At 30.7% G+C, this 23,970-nt stretch carries 24 protein-coding genes; 10 read left to right on the top strand and 14 right to left on the bottom strand.

Annotation, left to right across the window (positions count from 1 at the left end; all coding sequences use genetic code 11):
* Positions 1-2 precede the first annotated feature (2 nt).
* Positions 3-680 carry a tRNA (adenosine(37)-N6)-threonylcarbamoyltransferase complex dimerization subunit type 1 TsaB gene (gene tsaB, locus BT151_RS05610; RefSeq protein ID WP_072401009.1) on the top strand — a complete coding sequence of 226 codons (678 nt, stop codon included), beginning with the start codon at positions 3-5 and terminating at the stop codon, positions 678-680.
* On the opposite strand, the gene BT151_RS05615 is transcribed toward tsaB, so the two are convergent.
* The 5 genes from BT151_RS05615 to BT151_RS05635 all read right to left on the bottom strand — a co-directional run bounded on the left by BT151_RS05615 (position 677) and on the right by BT151_RS05635 (position 5,292).
* Positions 677-1,489, bottom strand: coding sequence for a mechanosensitive ion channel family protein (locus BT151_RS05615; protein ID WP_072400756.1), 813 nt, complete (start codon positions 1,487-1,489; stop codon positions 677-679). The two genes, tsaB and BT151_RS05615, sit on opposite strands and share 4 nt — an antisense overlap.
* Before the next feature lie 85 nt (positions 1,490-1,574).
* Positions 1,575-1,928: a DUF1304 domain-containing protein gene (locus tag BT151_RS05620; protein WP_072400757.1), complete on the bottom strand. Its 354-nt coding sequence runs from the start codon at positions 1,926-1,928 to the stop codon at positions 1,575-1,577.
* The gene (locus BT151_RS05625; protein ID WP_072400758.1) at positions 1,925-4,030 is read right to left on the bottom strand and encodes a thioredoxin domain-containing protein; all 2,106 of its coding nucleotides are present in this window, start codon (positions 4,028-4,030) and stop codon (positions 1,925-1,927) included. Before BT151_RS05625 ends, BT151_RS05620 begins: the two co-directional genes overlap by 4 nt.
* Positions 4,031-4,104: 74 nt before the next feature.
* Complete coding sequence (locus BT151_RS05630; RefSeq protein WP_072400759.1) at positions 4,105-4,305, bottom strand: dodecin family protein; 201 nt, start codon at positions 4,303-4,305, stop codon at positions 4,105-4,107.
* Positions 4,306-4,389: 84 nt separating this feature from the next.
* Positions 4,390-5,292: a NifU family protein gene (locus BT151_RS05635; RefSeq protein ID WP_072400760.1), complete on the bottom strand. Its 903-nt coding sequence runs from the start codon at positions 5,290-5,292 to the stop codon at positions 4,390-4,392.
* A gap of 176 nt (positions 5,293-5,468) precedes the next feature.
* Here BT151_RS05635 and BT151_RS05640 point away from each other — a divergent pair, with 176 nt between their 5' ends.
* The gene (locus BT151_RS05640) at positions 5,469-6,473 is read left to right on the top strand and encodes a PorP/SprF family type IX secretion system membrane protein (protein WP_072401010.1); all 1,005 of its coding nucleotides are present in this window, start codon (positions 5,469-5,471) and stop codon (positions 6,471-6,473) included.
* 100 nt (positions 6,474-6,573) lie between these two features.
* Here the strand turns inward: BT151_RS05640 and BT151_RS05645 are convergent, their stop codons facing one another.
* Complete coding sequence (locus BT151_RS05645; protein ID WP_072400761.1) at positions 6,574-7,731, bottom strand: vWA domain-containing protein; 1,158 nt, start codon at positions 7,729-7,731, stop codon at positions 6,574-6,576.
* Positions 7,732-7,942: 211 nt separating this feature from the next.
* On the opposite strand from BT151_RS05645, the gene BT151_RS05650 reads away from it, so the two are divergent.
* The 3 genes from BT151_RS05650 to BT151_RS05660 are packed head-to-tail and all read left to right on the top strand — an operon-like array spanning position 7,943 to position 11,377.
* Positions 7,943-10,120, top strand: coding sequence for a histidine kinase (locus BT151_RS05650; protein ID WP_072400762.1), 2,178 nt, complete (start codon positions 7,943-7,945; stop codon positions 10,118-10,120).
* On the top strand, positions 10,121-10,855 hold the full coding sequence (locus BT151_RS05655; protein WP_072400763.1) for a LytR/AlgR family response regulator transcription factor: 735 nt from the start codon (positions 10,121-10,123) through the stop codon (positions 10,853-10,855).
* Between the two features lie 6 nt (positions 10,856-10,861).
* Complete coding sequence (locus tag BT151_RS05660; protein ID WP_072400764.1) at positions 10,862-11,377, top strand: gamma carbonic anhydrase family protein; 516 nt, start codon at positions 10,862-10,864, stop codon at positions 11,375-11,377.
* 93 nt (positions 11,378-11,470) lie between these two features.
* Here the strand turns inward: BT151_RS05660 and murI are convergent, their stop codons facing one another.
* The 8 genes from murI to BT151_RS05700 form a co-directional block, all read right to left on the bottom strand.
* Complete coding sequence (gene murI, locus BT151_RS05665) at positions 11,471-12,250, bottom strand: glutamate racemase (RefSeq protein WP_072400765.1); 780 nt, start codon at positions 12,248-12,250, stop codon at positions 11,471-11,473.
* Between the two features lie 69 nt (positions 12,251-12,319).
* Positions 12,320-12,820, bottom strand: coding sequence for an OmpH/Skp family outer membrane protein (locus BT151_RS05670; protein WP_072400766.1), 501 nt, complete (start codon positions 12,818-12,820; stop codon positions 12,320-12,322).
* Positions 12,821-12,850: 30 nt separating this feature from the next.
* Positions 12,851-13,843 (bottom strand): OmpH/Skp family outer membrane protein, encoded by a 993-nt coding sequence (locus BT151_RS05675; protein WP_072400767.1) that lies wholly within the window; start codon positions 13,841-13,843, stop codon positions 12,851-12,853.
* Between the two features lie 174 nt (positions 13,844-14,017).
* Positions 14,018-16,672, bottom strand: coding sequence for an outer membrane protein assembly factor BamA (gene bamA, locus BT151_RS05680; protein ID WP_084647868.1), 2,655 nt, complete (start codon positions 16,670-16,672; stop codon positions 14,018-14,020).
* Positions 16,605-17,345 carry an isoprenyl transferase gene (locus tag BT151_RS05685; RefSeq protein WP_072400768.1) on the bottom strand — a complete coding sequence of 247 codons (741 nt, stop codon included), beginning with the start codon at positions 17,343-17,345 and terminating at the stop codon, positions 16,605-16,607. Before BT151_RS05685 ends, bamA begins: the two co-directional genes overlap by 68 nt.
* Before the next feature lies 1 nt (position 17,346).
* Positions 17,347-18,033: a type IX secretion system protein PorG gene (porG, locus tag BT151_RS05690; protein WP_072400769.1), complete on the bottom strand. Its 687-nt coding sequence runs from the start codon at positions 18,031-18,033 to the stop codon at positions 17,347-17,349.
* A gap of 99 nt (positions 18,034-18,132) precedes the next feature.
* Positions 18,133-19,017 (bottom strand): NAD kinase, encoded by an 885-nt coding sequence (locus tag BT151_RS05695; RefSeq protein ID WP_072400770.1) that lies wholly within the window; start codon positions 19,015-19,017, stop codon positions 18,133-18,135.
* A 3-nt stretch (positions 19,018-19,020) separates the two neighbouring features.
* Positions 19,021-19,680: a CBS domain-containing protein gene (locus BT151_RS05700; RefSeq protein ID WP_072400771.1), complete on the bottom strand. Its 660-nt coding sequence runs from the start codon at positions 19,678-19,680 to the stop codon at positions 19,021-19,023.
* Positions 19,681-19,769: 89 nt separating this feature from the next.
* On the opposite strand from BT151_RS05700, the gene BT151_RS05705 reads away from it, so the two are divergent.
* From BT151_RS05705 to clpP, 5 genes are all read left to right on the top strand, one after another.
* Entirely contained in the window at positions 19,770-20,483 is a 714-nt protein-coding gene (locus BT151_RS05705; protein ID WP_072400772.1) for a pyridoxine 5'-phosphate synthase, read from the top strand.
* Positions 20,483-21,247, top strand: a complete 765-nt coding sequence (locus BT151_RS05710) for an alpha/beta fold hydrolase (protein WP_072400773.1) — start codon at positions 20,483-20,485, stop codon at positions 21,245-21,247. The genes BT151_RS05705 and BT151_RS05710 overlap by 1 nt, the downstream gene beginning before the upstream one ends.
* Positions 21,248-21,278: 31 nt before the next feature.
* Positions 21,279-21,626, top strand: a complete 348-nt coding sequence (locus tag BT151_RS05715; RefSeq protein WP_072400774.1) for a phage holin family protein — start codon at positions 21,279-21,281, stop codon at positions 21,624-21,626.
* 131 nt (positions 21,627-21,757) lie between these two features.
* Positions 21,758-23,086: a trigger factor gene (gene tig / locus BT151_RS05720; RefSeq protein WP_072400775.1), complete on the top strand. Its 1,329-nt coding sequence runs from the start codon at positions 21,758-21,760 to the stop codon at positions 23,084-23,086.
* Between the two features lie 144 nt (positions 23,087-23,230).
* Entirely contained in the window at positions 23,231-23,905 is a 675-nt protein-coding gene (gene clpP / locus BT151_RS05725) for an ATP-dependent Clp endopeptidase proteolytic subunit ClpP (protein WP_072400776.1), read from the top strand.
* The last annotated feature ends 65 nt before the right edge of the window (positions 23,906-23,970 follow it).

Below are 23,970 nucleotides of genomic sequence, written 5' to 3' on the forward strand. Positions count from 1 at the left end.
AATTGGCATTAATACTCAATATAGAAACCGCAACTACAAATTGTTCAGTATCACTTTCAAAGGATGGTAAAACATTAATTTTAAAAGAAGATAACGATAAAAGCTATTCGCATGCAGAAAGACTTCATGTTTATATTGGAGCTATTTTAAATGAAGCCAATGTAAGCTCAAAAGATTTAGATGCGATTTCTGTAAGTAAAGGACCTGGGTCTTATACGGGTTTGCGTATAGGCGTTTCTGCAGCAAAAGGACTTTGTTTTGCTCTAGACAAGCCTTTAATTTCAATTGCTACTTTAGAGGCTTTAGCTCGTCAAGTTGAAGCTAATGAAGGTGTTATTGTTACTATGTTAGATGCTAGACGCATGGAAGTGTATTCTGCTATTTATGATTCAGATTATAATCAATTAAGAGAAACCCAAGCACAAATTTTAGATGAAAGTGCTTTCGCTGAATATTTAGAAAAAGGGAAAGTCTATTTTATTGGCAATGGTGTTGAAAAAACTAAAAGTCTAATAAGTCATCCAAATGCTATTTTTATTGAAGACAAACTACCATCAGCCAATGAAATGAGTTTGTTAGCATATAATAAATACAAAAAAAGCGACACTGAAGATGTCGCTTATTTTGAACCTTATTATTTAAAAGATTTTGTGGCTTTAAAACCGAAGTCTAAATCTTAACCTTTCTTTTGTATTTCAACTTGATGTGGATAAGGAATATCAATTCCAGCAACATCAAGAGCTTCTTTTGTTTGTTCTGTAACATCAAAATACACCGACCAGTAATCAGCAGTTAAAGACCATGGTCTAACAGCAAAATTAATAGAGCTATCCGCTAATTCTAATACCGTAACAGACGGTGCTGGATCTTTTAATATTTTTGGATGCGAGGTTAAAACGTTCATTAAAACCTCTTTAGTTTTCTTAATATCAGAATCATAACCAACACCAAAAACTAAATCTACACGTCGAGTTCCTTCAGTAGAATAATTAACAATATTCCCGTTAGATAATGCGCCATTAGGTATTATAATTTCTTTATTTGAAAGACCTGTTAACTTGGTTGTAAAAATTTCAATTTGTTTAACAACACCAATTTCACCTTGAGCTTCAATTAAATCACCAATTTTTATGGGTTTAAAAATCATAATTAAAACACCACCAGCAAAATTACCTAAAGAGCCTTGTAAAGCTAAACCAATAGCTAAACCTGCTGCTGCAATAATAGCTGCAAATGATGTAGTTTCAACTCCAACTGTGCCAAGAACGACTATAATTAAAACTATTTTTAAAACCCAATTTAATAGATTTAATAAAAATTTTTGAAGACTTTCATCATAACTTCCTTTGGTCATAACTTTTCTTGTGCCTTTCAATAATTTTTTAATAACCCAAGAGCCAATAATCCAAATAGCAACAGCAGCTATTACTTTTGGGCCAAAGTTTATAATTATTTCGTAACCTTTATCAATCCATTTTTCTAAATCCATAATTTTTATTTTAACTTTTAATATACAAAACTAAGGCTATTGTAAGTTTTTAGCTATTTGATAAAGTGAAAAAATAGTTAAACTTCTAATAAAAGAGACTTATCAAAGCCAGAATAGCAGGAATTGCTTGAATATAAAACAACTTTATTTGCTTTGTAGAATAAGACCCATAAATACCAGCAATAGTCACACAAATTAAAAAGAAAGTTGCAATTTTAATATCATTTTGTATAATAGCAAATATGAGTCCAGATGCTAAAAAACCATTATATAAACCTTGGTTTGCAGCTAAAACTTTGGTGTCTTCGGCAAATTGATTAGACTTTAATCCAAATGCCTTAATACCTTTGGGTTTTGTCCAAAAAAACATTTCTAAAATTAAAAAATAGATGTGTTCAATAGCAACAATTGCTATTAAAATGATTGTTAATAGTGTCATTTTTCTATGAATTTTAAAGCGTCATTTACTTCTGAAACAGGAAGCTTACAGGCTTTGTTTACACATACATAAATTAAAGTTTTTTCAGGATTATATCTGTTTTCTAATAAAGCCATATTGTTTTCTGATGTACTTGCTGCAATTAGCTTATTTGGTATATAGGTGTTATTTAAGTCAGTTATTTTTTGCTTAGCATCTTTACCAACTATAGCAACTTCGTAAAAAGGATTGGAATAATTTAACATTAAATCAAACCAATTTGAATACCCAGAAGGGTATTCCTGCATTTCAGGTTTTACATTATTTAGCATAGTGATAGCTGTATTTTCGAAATGTTCGTTATCAAAATAATGCGATAGTTTAAATAAGCTTTTAGCTATTATGGAGTTACTTGATGAAATTACATTATCTCGATATTCAATACTCCTTGAAACTAATGAAGCATCTTCATTAGAAGTGAAAAAGAACATTTTGCTTTTCTCATCATAAAAATGATCAAAAGAATAATTAGCTAAATCTCTTGCATTTGTTAGCCATTTTCCATCTAAAGTACTTTCGTAAAGCGCTAAAAAGGCATCAATTGTGGTTGAATAGTCTTCTAAATAACCATTTATTGTACTTGTACCATTTTTATAATTATGATACAAACCTCCATCTTCTTTTAATTGATTATTTAAAATGAAATTTGCATTTTTTTCTGCTGAAGCAAGATAATCAGAATCATCTAATACGCGATAAGCATCTACATAGCCTTTTAGCATAATTGCATTCCAAGAGGTTAAAGTTTTATCATCAAGTCTTGGTTTTGCTCTCTTGTTTCTAACTTCAAGAAGTATAGTTTTCCATTTAGTTTTCTTTTCACTTAAAACAGCCTCGGTTATATTGTGTTTTTTTATAATAGAAGCGTCATCATCTTTTCTAATTAACACATAATTATCATGTTCCCAATGGCCATAACTATTTACATTGTAGTAATCTGAAAACAATTCGAAATCTTCTTTTAAAAGAGTTTTAAGTTCCTCTTTTGTCCATACATAAAAAGCGCCTTCTTCTAGCTCACCTTCGGGTGTGTTGCTATCTGCATCAAGAGAAGAGTAAAATGCACCATTTTGGGTAGTCATATCACGTTTTATATATTCTAATGTTTCTGTAACAACTTCTTTATATAATTCGTTTTTTGTGATGAGATATGCATCGGAATATAAACTGACTAATTGCCCGTTATCGTAAAGCATTTTTTCAAAATGAGGAACATGCCATTTTGTATCAACCGAGTATCTTGAAAAACCACCACCAATTTGATCAAAAACACCTCCATGAGCCATTTTTGTGAGTGTTAAGTTTACATAATCTTGTAGCTCTTTGTCATTGTTTTGGAAAGCATATCTCAATAAAAAATGATAATTATTAGGCATCATAAATTTTGGAGCACGGTTCATTCCGCCAAAACTGTTATCAAATTGTTTTGACCAATTTTCAACAGCTTCTTCTATGTAATTTGTTTCAAAAACGGGTTCATTAGTATTAACCTCCACAACATCTAAAGCCTTTATGCCATGTTCTAATTTATCAGCATATTCTTGAAGTTTTTCAGGGTTTTCAGTATATAATTTAGAAATTTGTTCTAAAGCACTAATCCATTGCTCTTTTTTAAAATATGTGCCACCCCAAACTGGTCTGCCATCTGGTAAAGCCACAACATTCATAGGCCAACCACCTTGACCCGTCATAAGTTGTACAGCGCTCATATAAACTTGATCGATATCTGGACGTTCTTCTCTGTCAATTTTTATATTTATAAAGTTTTTATTCATGACTTGTGCCACTAAGCTATCTTCAAAACTTTCGTGTTCCATAACATGACACCAATGACATGCTGCATAACCAACACTGATTAGCATTAATTTATTTTCAGATTTAGCCTTTGCCAACGTTTTTTCATTCCAAGCATTCCAATTCACTGGATTGTGAGCGTGCTGTAATAAATACGGGCTAGTTTCATTTATGAGGGCATTTGTATATTGATGTTCCATGGATTTTGAATTCTGTCCTTTACAACTTATAATTAAAATAATAAGCGTTAATAATTGTAGATACTTCATGTATCAAAGTTAGCGAAATTTGGGCATAAAAAAAGCGTTCAGTTAATGAACGCCTTTATAAATTTTTAAGAATGTTATTCTACTTCAAAAGTGATTTTTAAGTTTACTCTAAAGTCTACTACTTCGCCATCTTTAACGCTGGCACTATGCTCTTTTACATAAACAGATCTTATGTTCTTTAAGCTTTTTGATGCGTGTTTTACTGCTTTTTTTGTTGCATCTTCCCAACTTTTATCTGAGTTTGATAAAATCTCTATTACTTTTAATACTGCCATAATTATTATATTTATTTAACTTAATTGTGTTCTTTAAATATAATGGTTTTTTCTCACAAAAACAATATAAAAGCAGATTGATTTTTAGCCATTAATAGCTTCAACCATCTCTACTTTACCAGGAAGCATTTCTTTAAGCATATTTTCAATACCGCTTTTTAATGTGTAGGTTGAAGAAGGACAACCACTGCAAGCACCTTGAAGCATAACGCTTACATTTTTAGTGTTTTCATCATAAGAAATAAATTGAATGTTACCACCATCACTAGCGACAGCAGGTTTTACATATTCTTCAAGAATATTTATTATTTCTTTTGAAATATCATCTAAATTTTCAAAATGGCTATCTAACTGGGTAGTTGATTTTTGAAGTGTTTCAGCTGCATTTGGTAAAACGACTTCTTTGCCATTTTCAATATAACTTCTTATAAATTCACGAAGTTCAATAGTGATGTCTTGCCATTCGGCTATATCGTATTTTGTTATTGATACGTAGTTTTCGTCAATAAAAATACTTTTAACAAAAGGGAAATGAAACAATTCTGTTGCTAAAGGTGATAGTTTTGCATCATCAATTGATGTGAATTCAAAAAGGGTAGTTACTATTTTTTTATTAGCAACAAACTTCATCACAGATGGGTTTGGAGTGCTTTCTGCATAAACGGTTACAGGAACTTTTTTAGCTGCAGCAGATTCTTCAACTACAATGCCACCATCGTTTAAATAGGCTTCAATTTGTTCTGCTACTTCATCTTGTACATCATTCCATTCAACAATATTATAACGCTCTACAGCAATAAAATTACCAGAAATGTAAACTTTTTTCACAAACGGTAAATAAAATAATTGTTGTGCTAAAGGTGATTTTTTAGCTTCATCAATATTGTTAAATTCGAAACTTTGATGTTGTGTTATAAATTGATTTAATTCGAATTTTACTATAGTATTATTTGATGTCTCCTGCACGGAAACCTTGAAAGTGTTCATTTTAACTAATTTTTTACAAAAATACTAAAAGAAAACCTTACTTGTTTATATATTTGGGTTTTGTTCCCTGTTAATAAAACCTAAAAAGATAAATATAAACTTTGTCTTTTTTTATGTGTAATTTTTTAAGAAACAGCACGTTTATATTAAACTATAATCAACTTGGTAATAAATTTATGAAATTGAAAAATAACATTATAGCACTACTTTTTATATTAGTATCTTATTTAGGAACTTCGCAAGAAGGATTGCCAATATACACTGATTACCTTACAGATAATTATTATTTAATTCATCCATCAATGGCTGGTATTGCTAATTGTTCTAAACTTAGAATAACTGGTCGCCAACAGTGGTTTGGGCAAGATGATGCGCCTAAACTATTAACCATGAGTGTTAATGGTAGAATTGGAGACTCTCCATCTGCTATTGGAGCTATTTTGTTTGCAGATGAGAATGGATATCATTCTCAAAAAGGAGCTTATTTTACTTATGCCCATCACCTTTTGTTTTCAAGAAGTGAAGTAGATTTGAATATGCTTTCTTTTGGTTTAAGTGCAGGTTTTATACAATATCAGCTAGACGAAACGACCTTTTTATTTGATGGCCCAGATCCTATAGTTGAAGGAATTGTGCAGAACGAAACGAACTTTAATATTGATTTTGGATTCTCATATCATTATCTTGATTTTTATGCGCATGGTACTATTAAGAATGTGCTTAAGAATGCTGGAGTGAATAATGATATAGAAATAACTAGTAATTTAACACGTTATTTATTGTCTTTAGGAAATGTGTTTAGCAAATTTGGAAGCACCTGGAGTTATGAGCCTTCTGTAATGTTTCAATATAAAGATGGAACTAAAGAATCTACAATAGATTTGAATGCTAAGGTTTATAAACAAATGGATTTTGGTAAAGTATGGGGTGGTTTATCTTATAGACAAAGTTTAGACGGAGCTGAATATTTAACTAGTTCAAATAGCGTTAATAGTCAAAAACTTCAACAGCTTTCACCAATTTTAGGGGTTAATTACAACAACTTTATGTTTGCTTATAATTATACCTATCAAACAAATTCTGTAGTGTTTACAAGCGGAGGTTTTCATCAATTAACATTAGGATATAACTTTAATTGTAGACGAGAACGATATGAATGTAATTGCCCTGCAGTTAATTAAGTATCGTCAAACTGAACTTGTTTCAGTTTCTCATAATTTTTTAGATAAGCTATTTTGTTTTAACACTAAAATAAATTCAGAATGACGTCTTAATAGGAAATTATTCCCAAGTGTATTTTTTCTTTTTAGCCTGTTCTTTAATAGCTTTTGTCATGGCGTTTTCTAAGCTATTAGAGTTTTCTTTTTGATGTTTTAAAACATAATCTTTACGTTTCGTATTTAATTCTTGAATTTGTTTTTGAATCGATTCTCTTTCTTTACTTTTTTTAGAAACATAAGTTTTAATTTCTTCTTTTGTTTTTCCTTTTAATTCTGTTGGTAGAGCATCATCTTTTAAATCTTCAACTACAACTTCCTCTAATTCCATAGCATCTACTAAATCCCAACTTTCATTTTTATATAAATGCGAACTTTTGCTTACTGTTCTTTTTACGGCATTAGCTTTACTGTATGAACCAGCATTAGTGTCTTGTTCTGCTTGTAGCGCTTGTTTTTGACTTCCTTTAGAACCATAAATAACATAGGTTTTGTTTAGTTTTTGATTTAAAATTAAAATGTCATCATCATAAGGTGAAACAATATGTACTGTTTTACTGTTTTGATTAATTGCCATATAATCACCATTGGTTAATTGAGCACCATCTTTCCAATAGGTTGAAATTCCTTGGTTATAATCACCACAGAATATAGTATTTACAGTCACGTCTTTCTCATTAGCATTTACAGAGGCATCTTTATAATTTATCTCTCCTTGGGTAAAGGGTTCATTTCCTGCAATAAAAATTAGTTTTAAATCATCAGCGTTTTTGCCCCAGTTTAGTTGATTTAATGAAGTTTGTATAACCTGTCCACAATACTCATTTCCGCCATTTGTGGTTAATGAGAATAACTCTTTTGATATTTCATCTAAATCATCGCTAAAAGCTAATACTTGTCTAATAAAACCTTCATCACCATTTAATCTGTCATTTCCATATTCATATAAAGCAATTTGTAAATTGGGTTTATTAGCACCACATTTAGCATAAGATAATTCGTTTACAATATCCCAAAGTTGTGCTTTAGCTTGATCTATAAGCCCATCCATACTATTACTAGTGTCTAATAATAAGGCTACTTTAATAAACTGTTTATTAGGTTCTATTTTGAGTGTTTTTACTTCGTTATAAGCCGTGTTTTGTTTTTTAGTATTAGCGTTACACGAAGTAATTGCGATTAATGCGCTACAAAATAGAATTGTTTTAATTGATGTTTTCATAATGTCTTTGTTTTTTTGATTAACACTATAAAACTATGCGTAACATAGTTCTTAAAAAAAGTAGAATGAGTTAAGTAATCATTTCATTGAGTAAACCAAACCTTTAAATGCGTGGGTGCGCATTCTTAGCATAAAAAACTGTGTAATTTGTAAAATCACCATTTTAATATACCAAGTAAAGTGCGTAAGTTTAGCTATTATAAATGAGTGTATGCAGTCAGTTTTTAAATACATATGGGTTTTAGGTGCTTTGTTAAGTACTGTTTTTTTGTTTTCACAAGAAAATAGTGGGTTTTCAAATCAAGGACCAAAATTTACAATAAGAGGATCGGTTATTGAAAGCGATACAAAACAGCCTATTCCAAATGTAAACATTGAAGTCAATGGTGGTGCATATACTATAACAGATAGATTTGGTGATTTTAGAATTGAAGCCAAAAAAGGTGATGAACTTACTATAAGACATAAAGATTTTGAAACCGTTTATTACATCATACAAAGTAATGAGCGTATTAAAGTTGAGGTACAGCCAAATAAAGAAGAAACTAAATATTCTAAGCTTAAAAAGGAATCAAGGTCCAAAACAGAATCGTTTAAAACATTGATAGACTCTGCGGAAGCATATTTAAAAAAAGACGCTAAGACAAGTATTCAATTTGCAGGAGAAGCCCTTGCCGTAAGTAAGTCTGTAAAAGAAAATGGCGAAGCTTATGAGGTTTTAGGTGATATTTATATGTTTTGGAAACAGTATGATTTAGCAGTTTCAAACTATAGAATTAGCCTTCAAAACATAAGCACTAATACCGTTAAATTAAAACTTGCAAAAGCTTATAAACAAAATAAAAACTATCAAGAAAGTTTAGAAATATATAACAACACTAATAAAAATGAATTATCCAATTGGCAATTAATTGAACTCTACGAAGGAATTGGTGATGTGCATTTTTCAACCAAAGGGTATCAATTGTCAATTAATGCTTATGAAGAAGGCTTAAAAGTGGCAAAAATATATATAATTACCCCTAAAATAACCGACTTAAATTCTAAAATTGCTCAAACTTATAATGCAAAGGGGGAAACTGAAAAAGCTAAAGGATTTTTTAATAAATCGATGAAATTGGCTAATACAGAAAATCAAAAAAGGGCGGTTGAAGAAAAAATAAAGGTAGCAGATTTCGAGAGTGAAAATCGGAATTATTCTGATGAAATTGAATTAAGAAAAGAAGTTTTAAATTCAATAAGTGAGATAGAATCAGATTCAGTTTTCGATAATGAAAGCGCATTAACATCACAAAAACAAAATTATAAAATAGGTAATGCCTACGCTTCTCAAAAAGATTTTGGTAATGCTATTCCATACCTCCAAAAAAGTATTGCTGAAGCAGACAGTAAAGACGATTTAATTGTTCAAAAAGATGCTACTAGAAGATTGTCTGAAGTATATCGAGATGCTGGACAATTTGATAAAGCCTTATCTGCTTACCAAGAATATGTAGAATTGGTAGATAAGCTTTATTCTAAAAAAGAACAAGAAATATCGCAGGCAGCAAGGTTTAGTAAAGATATAGTTAGTAAGCAAAATAGAATTTTAAGTTTAGAAAGCGATAGAGAGCTTTCTGAAAGTAAATATGAACTTACCATAGAGCAATCAAAGCGCCAAAAACTCATTATTTATTCATTAATTGGTGGTGTTTTGTTATTATTAGTTACTGCATTTTTAATGTTTAAATATATTAAGCAACAACGTTTGGCAAACAATTTATTGGCCTTAAAAAGTTTGCGAAGTCAAATGAATCCACATTTTATTTTTAATGCATTAAACTCTGTAAATAGTTTTATAGCATCAAATGATGAGCGGACAGCAAATAAATATCTTACCGATTTTTCATTACTCATGCGGGCCGTTTTAGAAAATAGTGAAGAAGATTTTATTCCGTTGGAAAAAGAAATTGAATTAATACAACTATACACAAAACTTGAGCATTTTAGATTTCAGGATAAATTTGATTATGAAATAAATATTAATGAGAATATTAACGTTCAAGATTTTGTAATTCCGCCAATGTTATTACAACCTTATATTGAAAATGCAGTTTGGCATGGCTTAAGATATAAGAAAACGAAAGGACATTTAGAAATTAGCATTGCCCAAAATACTGCTGATGAAATTAAAATTACTATTAGCGATAATGGTATTGGAAGAGAAAAATCAAAAGCTTTAAAAACTGAGAATCAACAAAAGCAAAACTCAAAAGGTATGGGGAATATTAAAAAGCGCGTGTCTATTTTAAATAATATGTATAAAGATAAAGTAGATGTGTTTATTGACGATTTTCAAGATGAAGAAGATACTGGAACCAAAGTTGTTGTAACTCTTAAAAAGGATTAAATGAAACTAACATCAATAATAGTTGAAGACGAAGAAACAAGTAGAGATATTCTAAAAAATTATCTCAAAAAATACTGTCCAAACGTAACTGTTTTAGGAGAAGCGGCAAACGTGGAAGAGGCTTTAGTTTTGATAAGAAATAACGACTTAGATTTAGTGTTTCTAGATGTAGAAATGCCATATGGCAATGCTTTTGATTTATTAGACAAGGTAGGCGACATTAATTTTGAAACCATTTTTGTAACTGCCTATAATCATTATGCAATTGATGCTTTAAACGCTCACGCATCATACTATTTAATGAAACCTATTTCAATTGATGAGCTTATTAAAGCAGTAGATTATGTTACTGAAATTAAAACCAAAGAAGATGCGCTTCAAGATCAAGTATTAATTCCAAAAACAAATAGTGTTAATGGTAAAATAACCATTCCGCAGTTAGATGGGTTTGAAGTATTAAATACTTCCGATATTTTATACTGTAAAGCAGACGATAATTATACAGAAATCTATCTTAATAATCATAAAAAGAAATTGGTAAGTAAAACACTAAAACACTTCGAAGATATTTTATCAGGTTCTAGTTTTGCCCGTGTACATAAATCTTATTTAGTTAATGTAAATGAAGTTGTAAAATACATAAAAGGAAAAGGAGGAAGCGTTGTACTTAGTAACGGAAAAGAAATTATGGTTTCAGCTTCAAAAAAATCAGAATTATTATCATATTTTAAATAAAAACCAATGCCAATTATAAAACCAGTAAACGGAAAATCACCTCAATTACCAGACGATTGTTATATAGCCGAAAACGCTACCATAGTTGGCGATGTCGTTGCCGGGAGCCAATGTAGTATTTGGTTTAACGCAGTTATTCGTGGCGATGTAAACTATATAAAAATGGGCAACAAAGTAAATGTGCAAGATGGCGCAGTTATACATGCCACTTATTTAACGGCGCCTACAAATATTGGAAATAATGTCTCCATTGGGCACAATGCCATAGTACATGGTTGCACGATTCACGACAATGTTTTGGTAGGTATGGGAAGCATTATTATGGACGATTGTGTGATAGAAAGTAACAGTATTATTGCAGCTGGAGCAGTAGTTACACAAAATACTAGAGTAGAATCTGGGAGTATTTATGCAGGTGTTCCGGCAAAAAAAATTAAAGATATTAGTCAGGAATTAATTTCTGGTCAAATAGATAGAATTGCCAATAACTATATAAAATATTCCAGTTGGTTTAAAGAATAGGGCGTTACCACAAGGGTCGCGCTTTCCATTTCAATCTTTTGCGAAAAGCAAAAGGATTTTCATTGCAATCGCTAACGCAAATAAGAGATTAAATTAAAAATCTAAATATTCAACATCAAACTTATTATCTAAAAGTGATGCCATAACTTCTGTATTGCCGTTTGTGAAGAATTCATTTTTTTGCTTATTGAAACCTAAGTTTAATATATCATGTTTTTCTAAAATAGCTTTTGTTTGTCTCGCCACAGCTTCACCAGAGTCTATAATTTTTACATGTTTGGGAAGTAATTCTAATAGCAAAGGCATTAAATAAGGGTAATGCGTGCAACCTAAAACCAAATAATCAATACGTGCATTAATCATAGGTTTTAAATATTCTTTTAAAAGTGAAGTCATTTCATTAGAGAATAGTTTTCCACTTTCAATAAGTTCTACAATACCATCACCATGTTGCTCAATAACATTAACATTACTAGCAAATAGGTTTGAGGTTTTAGAGAATAGTTGGCTACTTAAAGTGCCTTTTGTTGCTAAAATACCAATAGCATTACTTTTGGTTTGTAAAGCAGCTGGTTTTATAGCAGGCTCTATACCAATAAAAGGGATTTTGTAGTTTTCTCGAAGATAATCTATCGCATTTGTGGTAGCGGTATTGCAAGCTATTACAATGAGTTTGCATTTTTTTTTTAGTAGGTATTCGGTGTTTTTAATACTTAAATCTATAATAGCATCTTTACCTTTTGGTCCATAAGGCGCATTAGCACTATCGGCTAAGTATAAAGTGTTTTCATTGGGTAAAAGCGCATGTATTTCTTTCCAAATAGATGTGCCTCCTACACCAGAATCAAAAATGCCAATAGGTTGTGTGTTCATAGTTTAACAAAAATAAAAAAGCTGCCTTGTAAAAGACAGCTTTAAGTATATTTTATTTGTAATCTAAAATTAGATACCTAATTGTTTTTTAACATCAGCTAAAATATCTTTTCCATCAGCTACAATTAAAGTAGCTCTGTCTAAAACATATTGATAACCTTGAGCTTTAGCAACTTCGCTAATAGCTTTCATTGCAGCTTCTTGAATTGGTTGAAATAACTCAGCTTCTTTTTCAGCTAAATGTTTTTGAGCATCTGCTCTAAATTGTTGAATACGCTGTTGCTTTTCTTGTAACTCTAAACCTCTTTTTTGGTTTTCTTCATCAGTTTTAGTTGCAGCTTCTGCTTCGTATTGTTTTACAGTGTTTTGGTATTCTGTAATTGAAGCTTGAATATCTGTTTGATATGTTTTTCCTAAAGTTTCAATTTCAGCTTGTGCTACTTTAGCTGCGGGCATTGCTGAGATTAATTCTTGTGTATTTATATGAGCAACTTTGCTTTGTGCTTGAGTAAAGCTAATAGTTCCAATGCATAATGCAGTTGCTAATAAAATAGTTTTTAATTGTTTCATTTTAAATAGTATTAATAGTGTTATAAATTGTTAATTGTTATTTGTACTGTCCTTTGCTTTTTGACGGTCTTCTATAATCTTTTTCTTTTTATCTTCAAGAGCTTTTTTTCTAGCTTCTCTTTCTGCTAATTTTTTTTGTCTATTTTCTTCGATTAATTGTTCTTTTGTTTTTGTTTCACCTTCAGCTTTTGTTTCCTCAGATTTTGTGCTTTCACCCTCATTTTTTACCTCTTCATTTGTACTGTTTTCAGCACCTAATTTATCTTGTTTCGCTTTTTTACGATCGTCTAATATTTTTTGACGCTTTTCTTCTGCAGCTTTTACTTTAGCGGCTCTTGCATCAAGTTTTTCTTGTCTAGCTTTTTCAATAGCACTTTCTCGTTCAGCTTTCTTTTCCTCAAGGGCTTTTTGTCTTGATTCTAATTCTTCATTAATTTCAGGAATTAATTCCTCCTCTTCTGCCGTTTTACGTTCTGCTTTTGATTGTGCTTGTGTACGTTTTGAAGCTCTTGTTATACTACGCAATATTTGTTCACTTACATCGTAGGCTTTGTTAGAATATAACAGATTAGTTTCAGACTTATCTAAAACAAGGTCATATTTTCTACCTTCTGCCAAATCTTGAACTGCTGAAAATATTTGATCTTGTAAAGGTTGCATTAATTGCTTTTGTTGAATAAATAAATCACCATTTGGACCAAAGCGTTTTTGTTGGTAATCTAAAATTTCTTGCTCTTCAAAATCAATATCTTCTTCACGCTCATCAATAAGCTCTTTTGTTAAAAGGGCTTTTTCATTGCTCAAATCTTTTCGCTTTTGTTCAATTACAGCTAATTTTTGATCAATTTCAATTTTCCATTTTTGAGCTTTATCATTTAATTGCGTTGTAGCTTCTTGATATTCTGGAACATTCTCTAAAATATATTCAGTATCTATATAAGCTATTCTCACGCCACGTTGTGCGTAAGTTGAAAGGCTTAGCATAAAAACTAATGTCAGTAAAAAAAGAACTTTGTTTCGCATCTGTTTATATTTTATAATTTATCAACTTGTAAATTCTAAAAAATGACAGATGATTTTTTCTGCCTTTTTGAATTGTGTCTTCAAAATTAACGAATTTTAATCTTAAAAATTTTAATCCTCATGCAAATCATTAAAGTGTTATTAGAAAATATCGTGCCAAAGTGTTTTTTTTGATTAAAACTGTTGTCCAATAATGAAGTGAGTTTCCCAACCATGTTTAACAGTTTCTCCAGGTAAAGGGTCGAAACCATGACCAAAATCAATACCTAATAAACCAAATGCTGGCATGAAAATACGAATACCTAATCCCGCAGAACGTTTAATGTTAAAAGGATTATAATCTCTAAAATTATCATATGAAGCACCACCTTCTAAAAAGCCTAGGGCATAAATTTTAGCTGATGCTTTTAGAGTAACAGGATAACGAAGCTCTAAAGAAAACTTATTATATATAGTACCACCATCTTGATTTGAAAGAGATTGATTTGGATAGCCACGTAATTGGATAGATTCTCTACCATCTAAACTATAGTTACCTAATCCATCACCTCCTACAAAGAAACGTTCGAATGGAATAACACCTCTAGCATTGTTATAAGCTCCTAAAAACCCAAATTCTACACTTGGTCTTAATACAAGGTCTTTAGCAAGCTGAGTGTACCAATCACCTTTAAAATTTATTTTATAAAATTCTAACCACTTGTAACGTTCTTGGTCTATTTCTGTTATTTGTTTATTAGCTTCAATATATTCTCTATCTGCAGTACTAGTTGCATTTGCTCGTCTTACTAAAGCATCATCATAATCCTCAGATAATTGATCATAATCAACACCATTAAATAAAGAGTAAGGAATAGATAATTTAGCTGTAACCCCAAAGCTAGAACCAGCTGTTGGATAAATAGGATCTACGCTCGTGTTATTTCTGCTTAGACCTATAGTATATGATAAGTTATTAGAATATCCATCTCCAAAAGTAAATAGGCCAGTGTTATAATTATTTAAATCATAACGTTGGAAACTTACAGCTTGTGAAAGTGTAAAATAATCATCTGGAACAGATAAACGTTTTGCTAAACCAAATGTAATTCCTGTAATGTTGAAACTTCTACTTTTATCTGCATTTCTTGTACTAGGATTGTATAAAAACTGTTTTGTATGAGATAAAGAAGTTGAAAATTGAACAGGGCGTTTCCCTCCTAACCAAGGCTCAGAAAATGAAAAGCTATAGGTTTGGTAAAATCTACTAGCTTGTAAACGTAACGCTAGTTTTTGTCCGTCTCCCATTGGGATTGGTTTGTAAGCATCTTTCTTAAAAATATCTTTTATAGAAAAGTTATTAAAAGATAACCCAAGCGTACCTATAAAGCCACCACCACCGTAACCACCTTGTAATTCAATTTGGCTAGATCCTGTTTCTTTAACAGCGTATTCCATATCTATAGTACCTTCATTTGGATTTGGATTAATGAAGTTTGGAGATATTTCTTGAGCATCAAAAAATCCTAATTGACCAAGTTCTCTTACTGTACGAACTACATTTGCTTTGCTATATAATTGTCCTGGACGAGTACGTATTTCTCTGTATACAACATGATCATTAGTTTTGTCGTTTCCAACAACTGAAACACTATTAAAATAAGCTGGTTTTCCTTCAGATATTCTAATTTCTATATCAATAACGTTATTATCTGCACTAACTTCAACAGGGTTTATACTAGAAAATAAATAACCATTATTTTGATATTGATTTGTTATATCGAAAGCATCAGGTTTTGAATTATCTGCAATACGTTTTTGTAATTCAATACCATTGTATGTATCGCCTTTTCTAATACGTAATAGTCTACTTAATTGCTCATTAGTATATACGGTATTACCAATAAATGTAATATCTCCAAAAGTATAAAGTTCACCTTCGTTTACATCAATTTTTAGAGATATGGTTTTGTCGTTATTTATTATGACACTATCAGAAATAATACGCGCATCTCGATAACCATTTTCTTTATATTTATCTATAAGATGACCTAAATCTGCCTGATAAGCAGAATCAATAAATTTAGAGCGTTTTAAAATTCGAAGACGGTTAATTTTTTTAGTGTTTTTCATGGCTTTTCTAAGTTTTTTATCATTTAAAACTTCATTGCCATTAAATACAATATTTTTAATTTTAACTTTCTCTCCCTTGTCTATATTAAGTACCATATTAACTCTTGCTGTTTCAATAGAGTCTTTAACTTCTATGGTGTTAATATGTACTTTAGTATTTATAAAACCATCTTTTTTATACTTTCTTGTAAGGAAATTTTTTGTAGTTGTTATAAGATTTTCGGTTACTTTAACACCTTTATTAAGCTTTGCTTCTTTAATGATGCTTTCTTTTTTACCTTTTTTTACACCGTTAATTTTTAGCTCGTTAAGTTGAGGTAAATCAGACAATCTTATTTGTAAATAAGCGACATCACCTTCTATTTTGGTAATGTAGACTTCTATGTCATTAAATAATTTAGAGTTCCAAAGTTTTTTAATAGCATTACTAATATCTTCACCAGGAATAGTCATTTCCTTTCCTTTTCTTAAACCAGAGTAGGTGATAATAGTTTGCTCGCTAAATGATGTATTTCCAGAAACAGAGATGTCTCCTAAAATGTATTTTTTACCGTTGCTATATTCTAACTCTTGTGCTTGAGTGCCGAAGCTTAGTACAAAAAATAATATTGCTGTGCAGTACTTTAAATATGTTTTTACTGGTAAAGTATTAACTAAGTTGTTCACTTGTTTTCCCAAATCGTCGTTCTCTTTTTTGATATTCAATAATAGCTTCATACAAATGTTGCTTGGTAAAATCTGGCCATAATACACTTGTAAAATATAATTCGGCATAAGCGATTTGCCACAACAAAAAATTACTTATACGTTGCTCCCCACTTGTTCTAATAAGCAAATCTACATCTGGTAAATTTCGCGTGTAAAGATGCTCATTTATAATTGATTCTTCAATATTTTCGGGCGAAATTATATTATTTTTAACTTTAATACTAATCTCTTTAACAGTATTTATGATTTCTTCTCTAGAACCGTAGCTTAAAGCAAGTGTTAGAGTCATTCTAGTGTTATTCTTTGTGTTTTCTATAACCTCAAGTAGTTCTTTGTGTACCTTTTTTGGTAGTGAGCTTAGATTGCCTATAGCTAAAAGCTTGATGTTGTTATCTTGAAGTGTTGCAATTTCTTTTTTTAATGAAGACACTAAAAGCCTCATTAAGGTTTGAACTTCTAGTTTTGGTCTGTTCCAATTTTCAGTTGAAAAAGCATAAAGGGTTAGGTTTTCTATGCCTAATTCTGCACAAGTTTCAACTGTTTGACGTACAGATTTTGTGCCATTTTCATGTCCAAAAGCACGCATCATACCTTTTTGTTTTGCCCAACGCCCATTACCATCCATAATAATGGCTATGTGTTTGGGTAATAATTTTTTATGTATGCTGTCTTTTAAATCCATTTTATTCTACACAATAACAAGGGTTTTCTCCAAAGGTGTAAGTTAAGGTAATGCCAGTAAACATATACCAGTCGTTATTGTTTATATTTCCAAATCTGTATTGTTGTCTAAATTCAGCATCAGGAATGCTTCCGTCAAGCTCATCAGAAAATGTATAACGTGCACCAACTTCAAGTCCTAAAATTAAATTTCCTAAAAAATTTGTTTTAAAACCTATTGCCATAGGAATTCCATAGGCCCAACTAGATGTGTTTTCAGGAGTTTGTGTGCCATTTAAAAAATAATGGTTATCATGGTTTGTTACACTTAATCCTGTATATAGATATGGTGTGCCAATTTTTTCGCCAGAATGCAGGTCGAAATCCATAAAGGTAAACTCCATACCTATTGAAGCTTCTATGATTTTGCTAGAAAACTCATAACCTCTTTGAATTCGCCTTGGGTCATCTGAATTTACATCAATACCTTCTAATTCACTAAAAATTAAAGAAGCTCTATAAGAGTGTCTTTTACTTCTATTCCATTTGTAAATACCACCAATAGCTAATTGGTTTGGTGAAATGTAATCTGTGGCTCCAACATCTCCAATAAAATTACTACCGCCAACAAAAACACCTATTTCATTAATTTGAGAATAGCTTAAATGTGCGCTTAAAATGCTTAATGTCAATATGATTAAATGCCTCATAAATATTGAAAAGTTTGCAAATATAATAAATAAGATTAGTTCATAACAATCTGAACCTATTAGTATGAGTTTAAAACAGTTTTTCTTTTGAATTATTGTTTAATTGCGCTTGTCTTCCCCCCAAAGTAGTTTTTTTCTAAGCGTGTCTAAAAAGCTTTCACCAAAAAGATCAATCATTTTAATTTTAAAATTTGCCTTTTTAATTTTAATGAGAGTACCATTATCTAAAGTTGCTATTCTTGAATCTAAAGAGACTAAATGCTGATCTTCTCTTCCGTCAACTTTTAAATGAATTTCGGTTGAATCTGGAATTACTAATGGTCGTGCACTTAAATTATGTGGCGCAATTGGCGTTAAAACAAAACTATTGGTGCCAGGTGTTATTACTGGTCCGCCACAACTTAAAGAATAACCTGTAGATCCGGTTGGAGTAGAAACAATTAAGCCATCACTCCAGTACGATGTTAAATATTCGCCATCTAAATAGGTTTCAACAGTAATCATAGACGTTGTATTTTTTCTACTTACTGTAATTTCATTTAATGCGAAATTAAGTGATGTGATATCGTTATTTTCTGGAACAGTTTCAATTGAAAGTAAACTGCGTTCTGATATTTTGTATTTGCCATCAATTATATTTTGGATAGCATGTTCTATGGCATCCACTTGAATGGTTGCCAAAAAACCAAGGCGTCCAGTATTAATACCTACAATAGGTATATCTATATCTTTAACAAAGGTTATGGCTCTTAAAATAGTACCATCGCCACCAATGCTAACAAGTAAATCGAAAGAAATATCTAAAGTGTCAAACTTTTTAAAAGATTCAAAATCTTTAATGTTATGAGACTCATCTTTTATAAGATTATAGAATTCGGTTTCTATATAAGCATCTGCATCTTTTTTTGTTAGATAATTAAAAAGAGTTTCTACCGAAGTACTTGTGGTTTTATTATAAAATCGTCCGAAAACAGCAACCTTCATATTTTAAATGTTTAAATATCGTTTTAAGTAATCAGAACGCTCTTTCAAACTTTCAACATAACTATCTTCTTCATGTCCAGAGACTATGTTGTAGCTATATCTGCGAAAGGTTTGTATAATTTCATTAAGTCCTGTGTTGCCAATTTTTAAAGTTATTTGAATCAAGTCAGTATTCATTTTAGATATGAAAGCGCCTAGTAATTTCCCGTCGTTAGACTCAACTATTTGGCTTATTTCACTAAAAGAATAGTCGTTTACGCCTTTTTCAACAACTAGAATACCTCCAGCTTCAGAGAAAAAGGGTGATTCATTAAATAAACTAATAACATCGTTAAGCTCATAGTAACCCAAATACTTATTCTGTTCATTTAAAACAGGCATAATATTAGCAGAATTTACTGCAAATGCCTCTAAAACATCAAGCCATAATGTGTTGTCTCGTACAAAAAAATCTTCAAGAGCATATTTGTATTCGTCAAGAGGTTTTTTACTTTCAAAGCAATGCGCATCGGTTTCAGAAAAACATCCTAAGTATGTTTTATTCTCATCTTCAATAGGGATATGAGAAAAAGTTAACTGATTAAATAGTAATTGTAAATCGCTGACTTTGTTTTTACTATTTAATGGTTTTATGTCGTTTATAATGAGTTCTGAAAGTTTCATGCTTATGCTTTAATAGAAGTGCAAATTAATCAAAAAAATAGTATGTAAGCGTGTTCTACTTTGTATTTTTGTAATTTAAAATTTGTTAAATGACAAAGTTAAGTGTTAATATTAATAAGATTGCTACATTAAGAAACTCAAGAGGTGGCGATGTGCCAAATGTTGTTGAATTTGCAAAAGATGCGCAACGTTTTGGAGCCGAAGGAATAACTATACATCCAAGACCAGACGAACGCCATATTCGTTACCAAGATGCACGCGATTTAAAACCTCAAGTCTACACCGAATATAATATTGAAGGAAACCCAATAGAATCTTTCATGAAATTGGTTTTAGAAGTAAAACCAACGCAAGTTACTTTAGTACCCGATGCTCTTGATGCTATAACTAGTAATGCAGGTTGGGACACTATTAAGCATAAAGATTTTTTAATTGATGTGATTAAAGAATTTCAACAAAATAATATTCGTACTTCTATATTTGTCGATCCTGTTTTGAAACAAATTGAAGGCGCAAAGGAAACAGGAGCAGATAGAATTGAATTATATACAGAAAGTTTTGCGCATCAATACGATTTAGGACATAAAGATGCTATAAAGCCTTATGTTGAAAGTGCAGAATTAGCCAATAAGCTAGGTTTGGGAATTAATGCCGGACACGATTTGGCGTTAGATAATATTAAATTTTTTAAAGATAATATTCCAGGTTTGTTAGAAGTATCTATTGGGCATGCTCTTATTGCAGAAAGTTTGTATTTAGGTGTTGAGAATGTTATTCAAATGTATTTACATAAACTTAAATAATGCAATTATATTCCAATATATTAGGAGAAGGGAAGCCATTTATTATTCTGCATGGATTTTTAGGTATGAGTGATAATTGGAAAACATTAGGAACTCAATTTAGCGAACAAGGTTTTCAAGTACACTTAATAGATCAGCGAAATCATGGGCGTAGTTTTTGGAGCAATGAATTTAATTATGAAATTCTTGCAGAAGATTTAAAGCAGTATTGTGAGGAGCATGATTTAAAAGATATCATTTTACTTGGGCATTCCATGGGCGGAAAAACAGCGATGTTATTTGCAACAGAATATCCAGAACTTCTTTCAAAATTAATGATTGCAGATATTTCACCACGTTTTTACCCAGTACATCATGATGCTATTTTAAATGGTTTAAGTGCTTTAGATTTTAGTGAAATTAAAAGCAGAGGACAAGCCGATAAAATTTTAAGCAATTACGTAAGTGATTTGGGTACACGTCAATTCTTATTAAAAAATTTGTATTGGGTTGAAAAAGGTCAGTTAGGATTACGAATTAATTTAGATGTTCTTAAAAATGAAATAAGCGAGGTTGGAGAGGCGTTACCAAGTTATGCGACTTTTAGTGGCGATACCTTGTTTTTAAGAGGAGACCGATCGGAATATATTGGTGTAGGAGATGATGGTATTATTAAAAATCATTTTCCAAAAGCTGAAATTGCCACAATTTCTAATGCAGGACATTGGCTGCATGCCGAAAACCCAAAAGACTTTTTTGAAGCCGTCATGAAGTTTGTGGTATAGTTTTTTGTATATTTAATAAAACACATAATTTATGAAATTAATCATCAGACTATTATTAAATGCTATAGCAGTATTTGTTTTAGCACAGGTTTTAAGCGGAGTAAGTGTAGATACTTATATTACTGCAATTATTGTAGCCGTTGTTCTATCTGTTCTAAACTTATTAGTAAAACCTATTTTAGTAATTTTAACATTACCAATAACTATAGTCACATTAGGCCTATTTCTACTAATAATTAATGCTATAATAATATTATTAGCCGATAAGTTAATCGACGGTTTTTCGGTAAGCAGTATTTGGACTGCAATATTATTTAGTATTCTGCTTTCTATCTTACAATCTATACTACATTCACTTTTTAAAGAAGATAAAAAATAGCTCTAAATCAAGCAATTAAAAACTTTGTTGGGATGTAAAAATATACTATTTTTGCATCCCAATTTTGGTTACAAAATATAGGCTTAAAAACCAATTGTTAAATTCCCGTAAAGGGTTTCATATTATTTAAAATGAATATTACAAGAGAAAACGTTGATGCATTAAATGCTGTAGTAAAAGTAGATATTGCTAAAGAAGATTATAGCGATAAAGTTGAAAAAATCTTAACAGATTACCGTAAAACAGCAAATATTCCAGGTTTTAGAAAAGGACATGTTCCAATGGGTATGGTAAAAAAGCAATATGGAAAAGCAGTTTTAGTTGATGAAGTAAATAAGCTTTTACAAGATGCTTTAAATAAATACTTAACTGAAGAAAAGTTAGATGTTCTTGGGCAACCATTACCAAAAACACAAGATGAAATAAACTGGGATGCTGATAAATTTTCTTTCGAATTTGAATTAGGTTTAGCACCAGAATTTGATGTTGAGTTAAAAAGTAAAAAATCGATCACACAATATAATATCGTTGCTGATGATAAAATGATTGATGAACAAATTGAGCGTATCCAAAAGCAATACGGTAAACTAGTGTCTCAAGATACTGTTGAAAAAGACTCTGAAATCACAGGAACTTATACAAACGAAGAAAAAGAGATTGATAATAAAGTAACTTTAACTTTAGATAAATTTAAAGGAAAAGCAACAGAAAAGCAGTTTATTGGAGCAAAAGCAGGTGATGTTATTACTTTAAAAACAAAAGGACTTTATGACGATGAGCATGAATTAATGCATGCTTTAAAATTAAGTCATGATGATGTTCATGGTCTTGATATTGAGGTTAATTTTACAATTAATGAAATCAATACACGTGAGTTAGCAGATCTAGATCAAGATTTGTTTAACAAGCTTTTTGGAGACGGAACAGTAACAAGTGTTACCGAATTAAAAGCAAAAATAAAAGAAGATGCTGAAAAGCAATTTGTGCAACAAGCAGATCAAAAATTGTTAAACGATGTTACTGAGTATTTAGTAGAAAATACAAAGTTTGATTTACCAGCTGAGTTTTTAACAAAATGGATGCAAACTGCAGGTGAACAAGAAATGGATGCAGACCAAGCTAAGGAAGAATATGAAAAGTCTGAAAAAAGCTTGCGTTACCAATTAATTGAAGGTAAGTTAATTGAAAGCAATAACGTTCAAGTCACTATGGACGATATTAAAAATCATGCAAGAGAAATGATTAAAGGGCAAATGGCTCAATTTGGTCAAATGAATCCTTCAGATAAAGAGTTAGATGATATCGCAGAACGTGTATTATCAAATCAAGATGAAGCACGTCGTATTTCAGAGCAATTAATTAGTCAAAAACTATTAAATGTTTATAAAGAAAAAGCAAATCTTAAAGTTAAAGAATTAAGTTACGAAAACTTTGTTAAAGAAGTTTATGGTGACAAATAAGTAAAGAATAATTGCTTATATTTAGGCGCTTAAATCTATTGATTTAAGCGCCTTTTCATTCAAAAGTAAATCTTGATTAAATAAGATTTTAGTGCATCTTAATGTAAGTCAAGACTTTAATCAAAATAAATTACAAAATAAACTATGGATTACGCAAAAGAATTTGAAAAATTCGCGATAAAAGACCAAGGTATAAGTAGCACATACTACAATAAAATTATAAGTAGCATGTACCCAGAAAATATGACGCCTTATATTATTGAAGAGCGCCAATTGAATATTTCTCAATTAGATGTGTTTTCTCGTTTAATGATGGATCGTATTCTTTTTCTAGGAACAGGAATAAATGATAATATTGCTAACATTGTGCAAGCACAGCTTTTGTTTTTAGAAAGTGTAGATGCTAATAAAGACATACAAATGTACATTAATTCTCCAGGAGGAAGTGTTTATGCTGGGTTAGGAATTTATGATACTATGCAATTTATTAAACCAGATGTTGCAACTATTTGTACAGGTATGGCAGCATCAATGGGAGCTGTATTATTATGTGCTGGTACAAAAGGAAAACGTAGTGGTTTAACACATTCTCGTGTTATGATTCACCAACCATTAGGTGGTGCTCAAGGTCAAGCAAGCGATATAGAAATTACAGCTAGAGAGATACTTATTTTAAAAGAAGAACTTTATAAAATTATAAGTAAGCATTCAGGTCAGGATTACGACAAAGTATATGAAGACAGTGATAGAGATTACTGGATGAAAGCGGATAAAGCTAAAGAATATGGCATGATTGACGAGATTTTAGCCCGTAATTAAATAAAAATTAGTAATTTTAAAGAATTGTTATAGAGGGATTTATAATTAATTACTCCCAAAATAGA

It is taken from the genome of Flaviramulus basaltis (assembly GCF_900114265.1).
Taxonomy (GTDB): Bacteria; Bacteroidota; Bacteroidia; order Flavobacteriales; family Flavobacteriaceae; genus Flaviramulus; species Flaviramulus basaltis.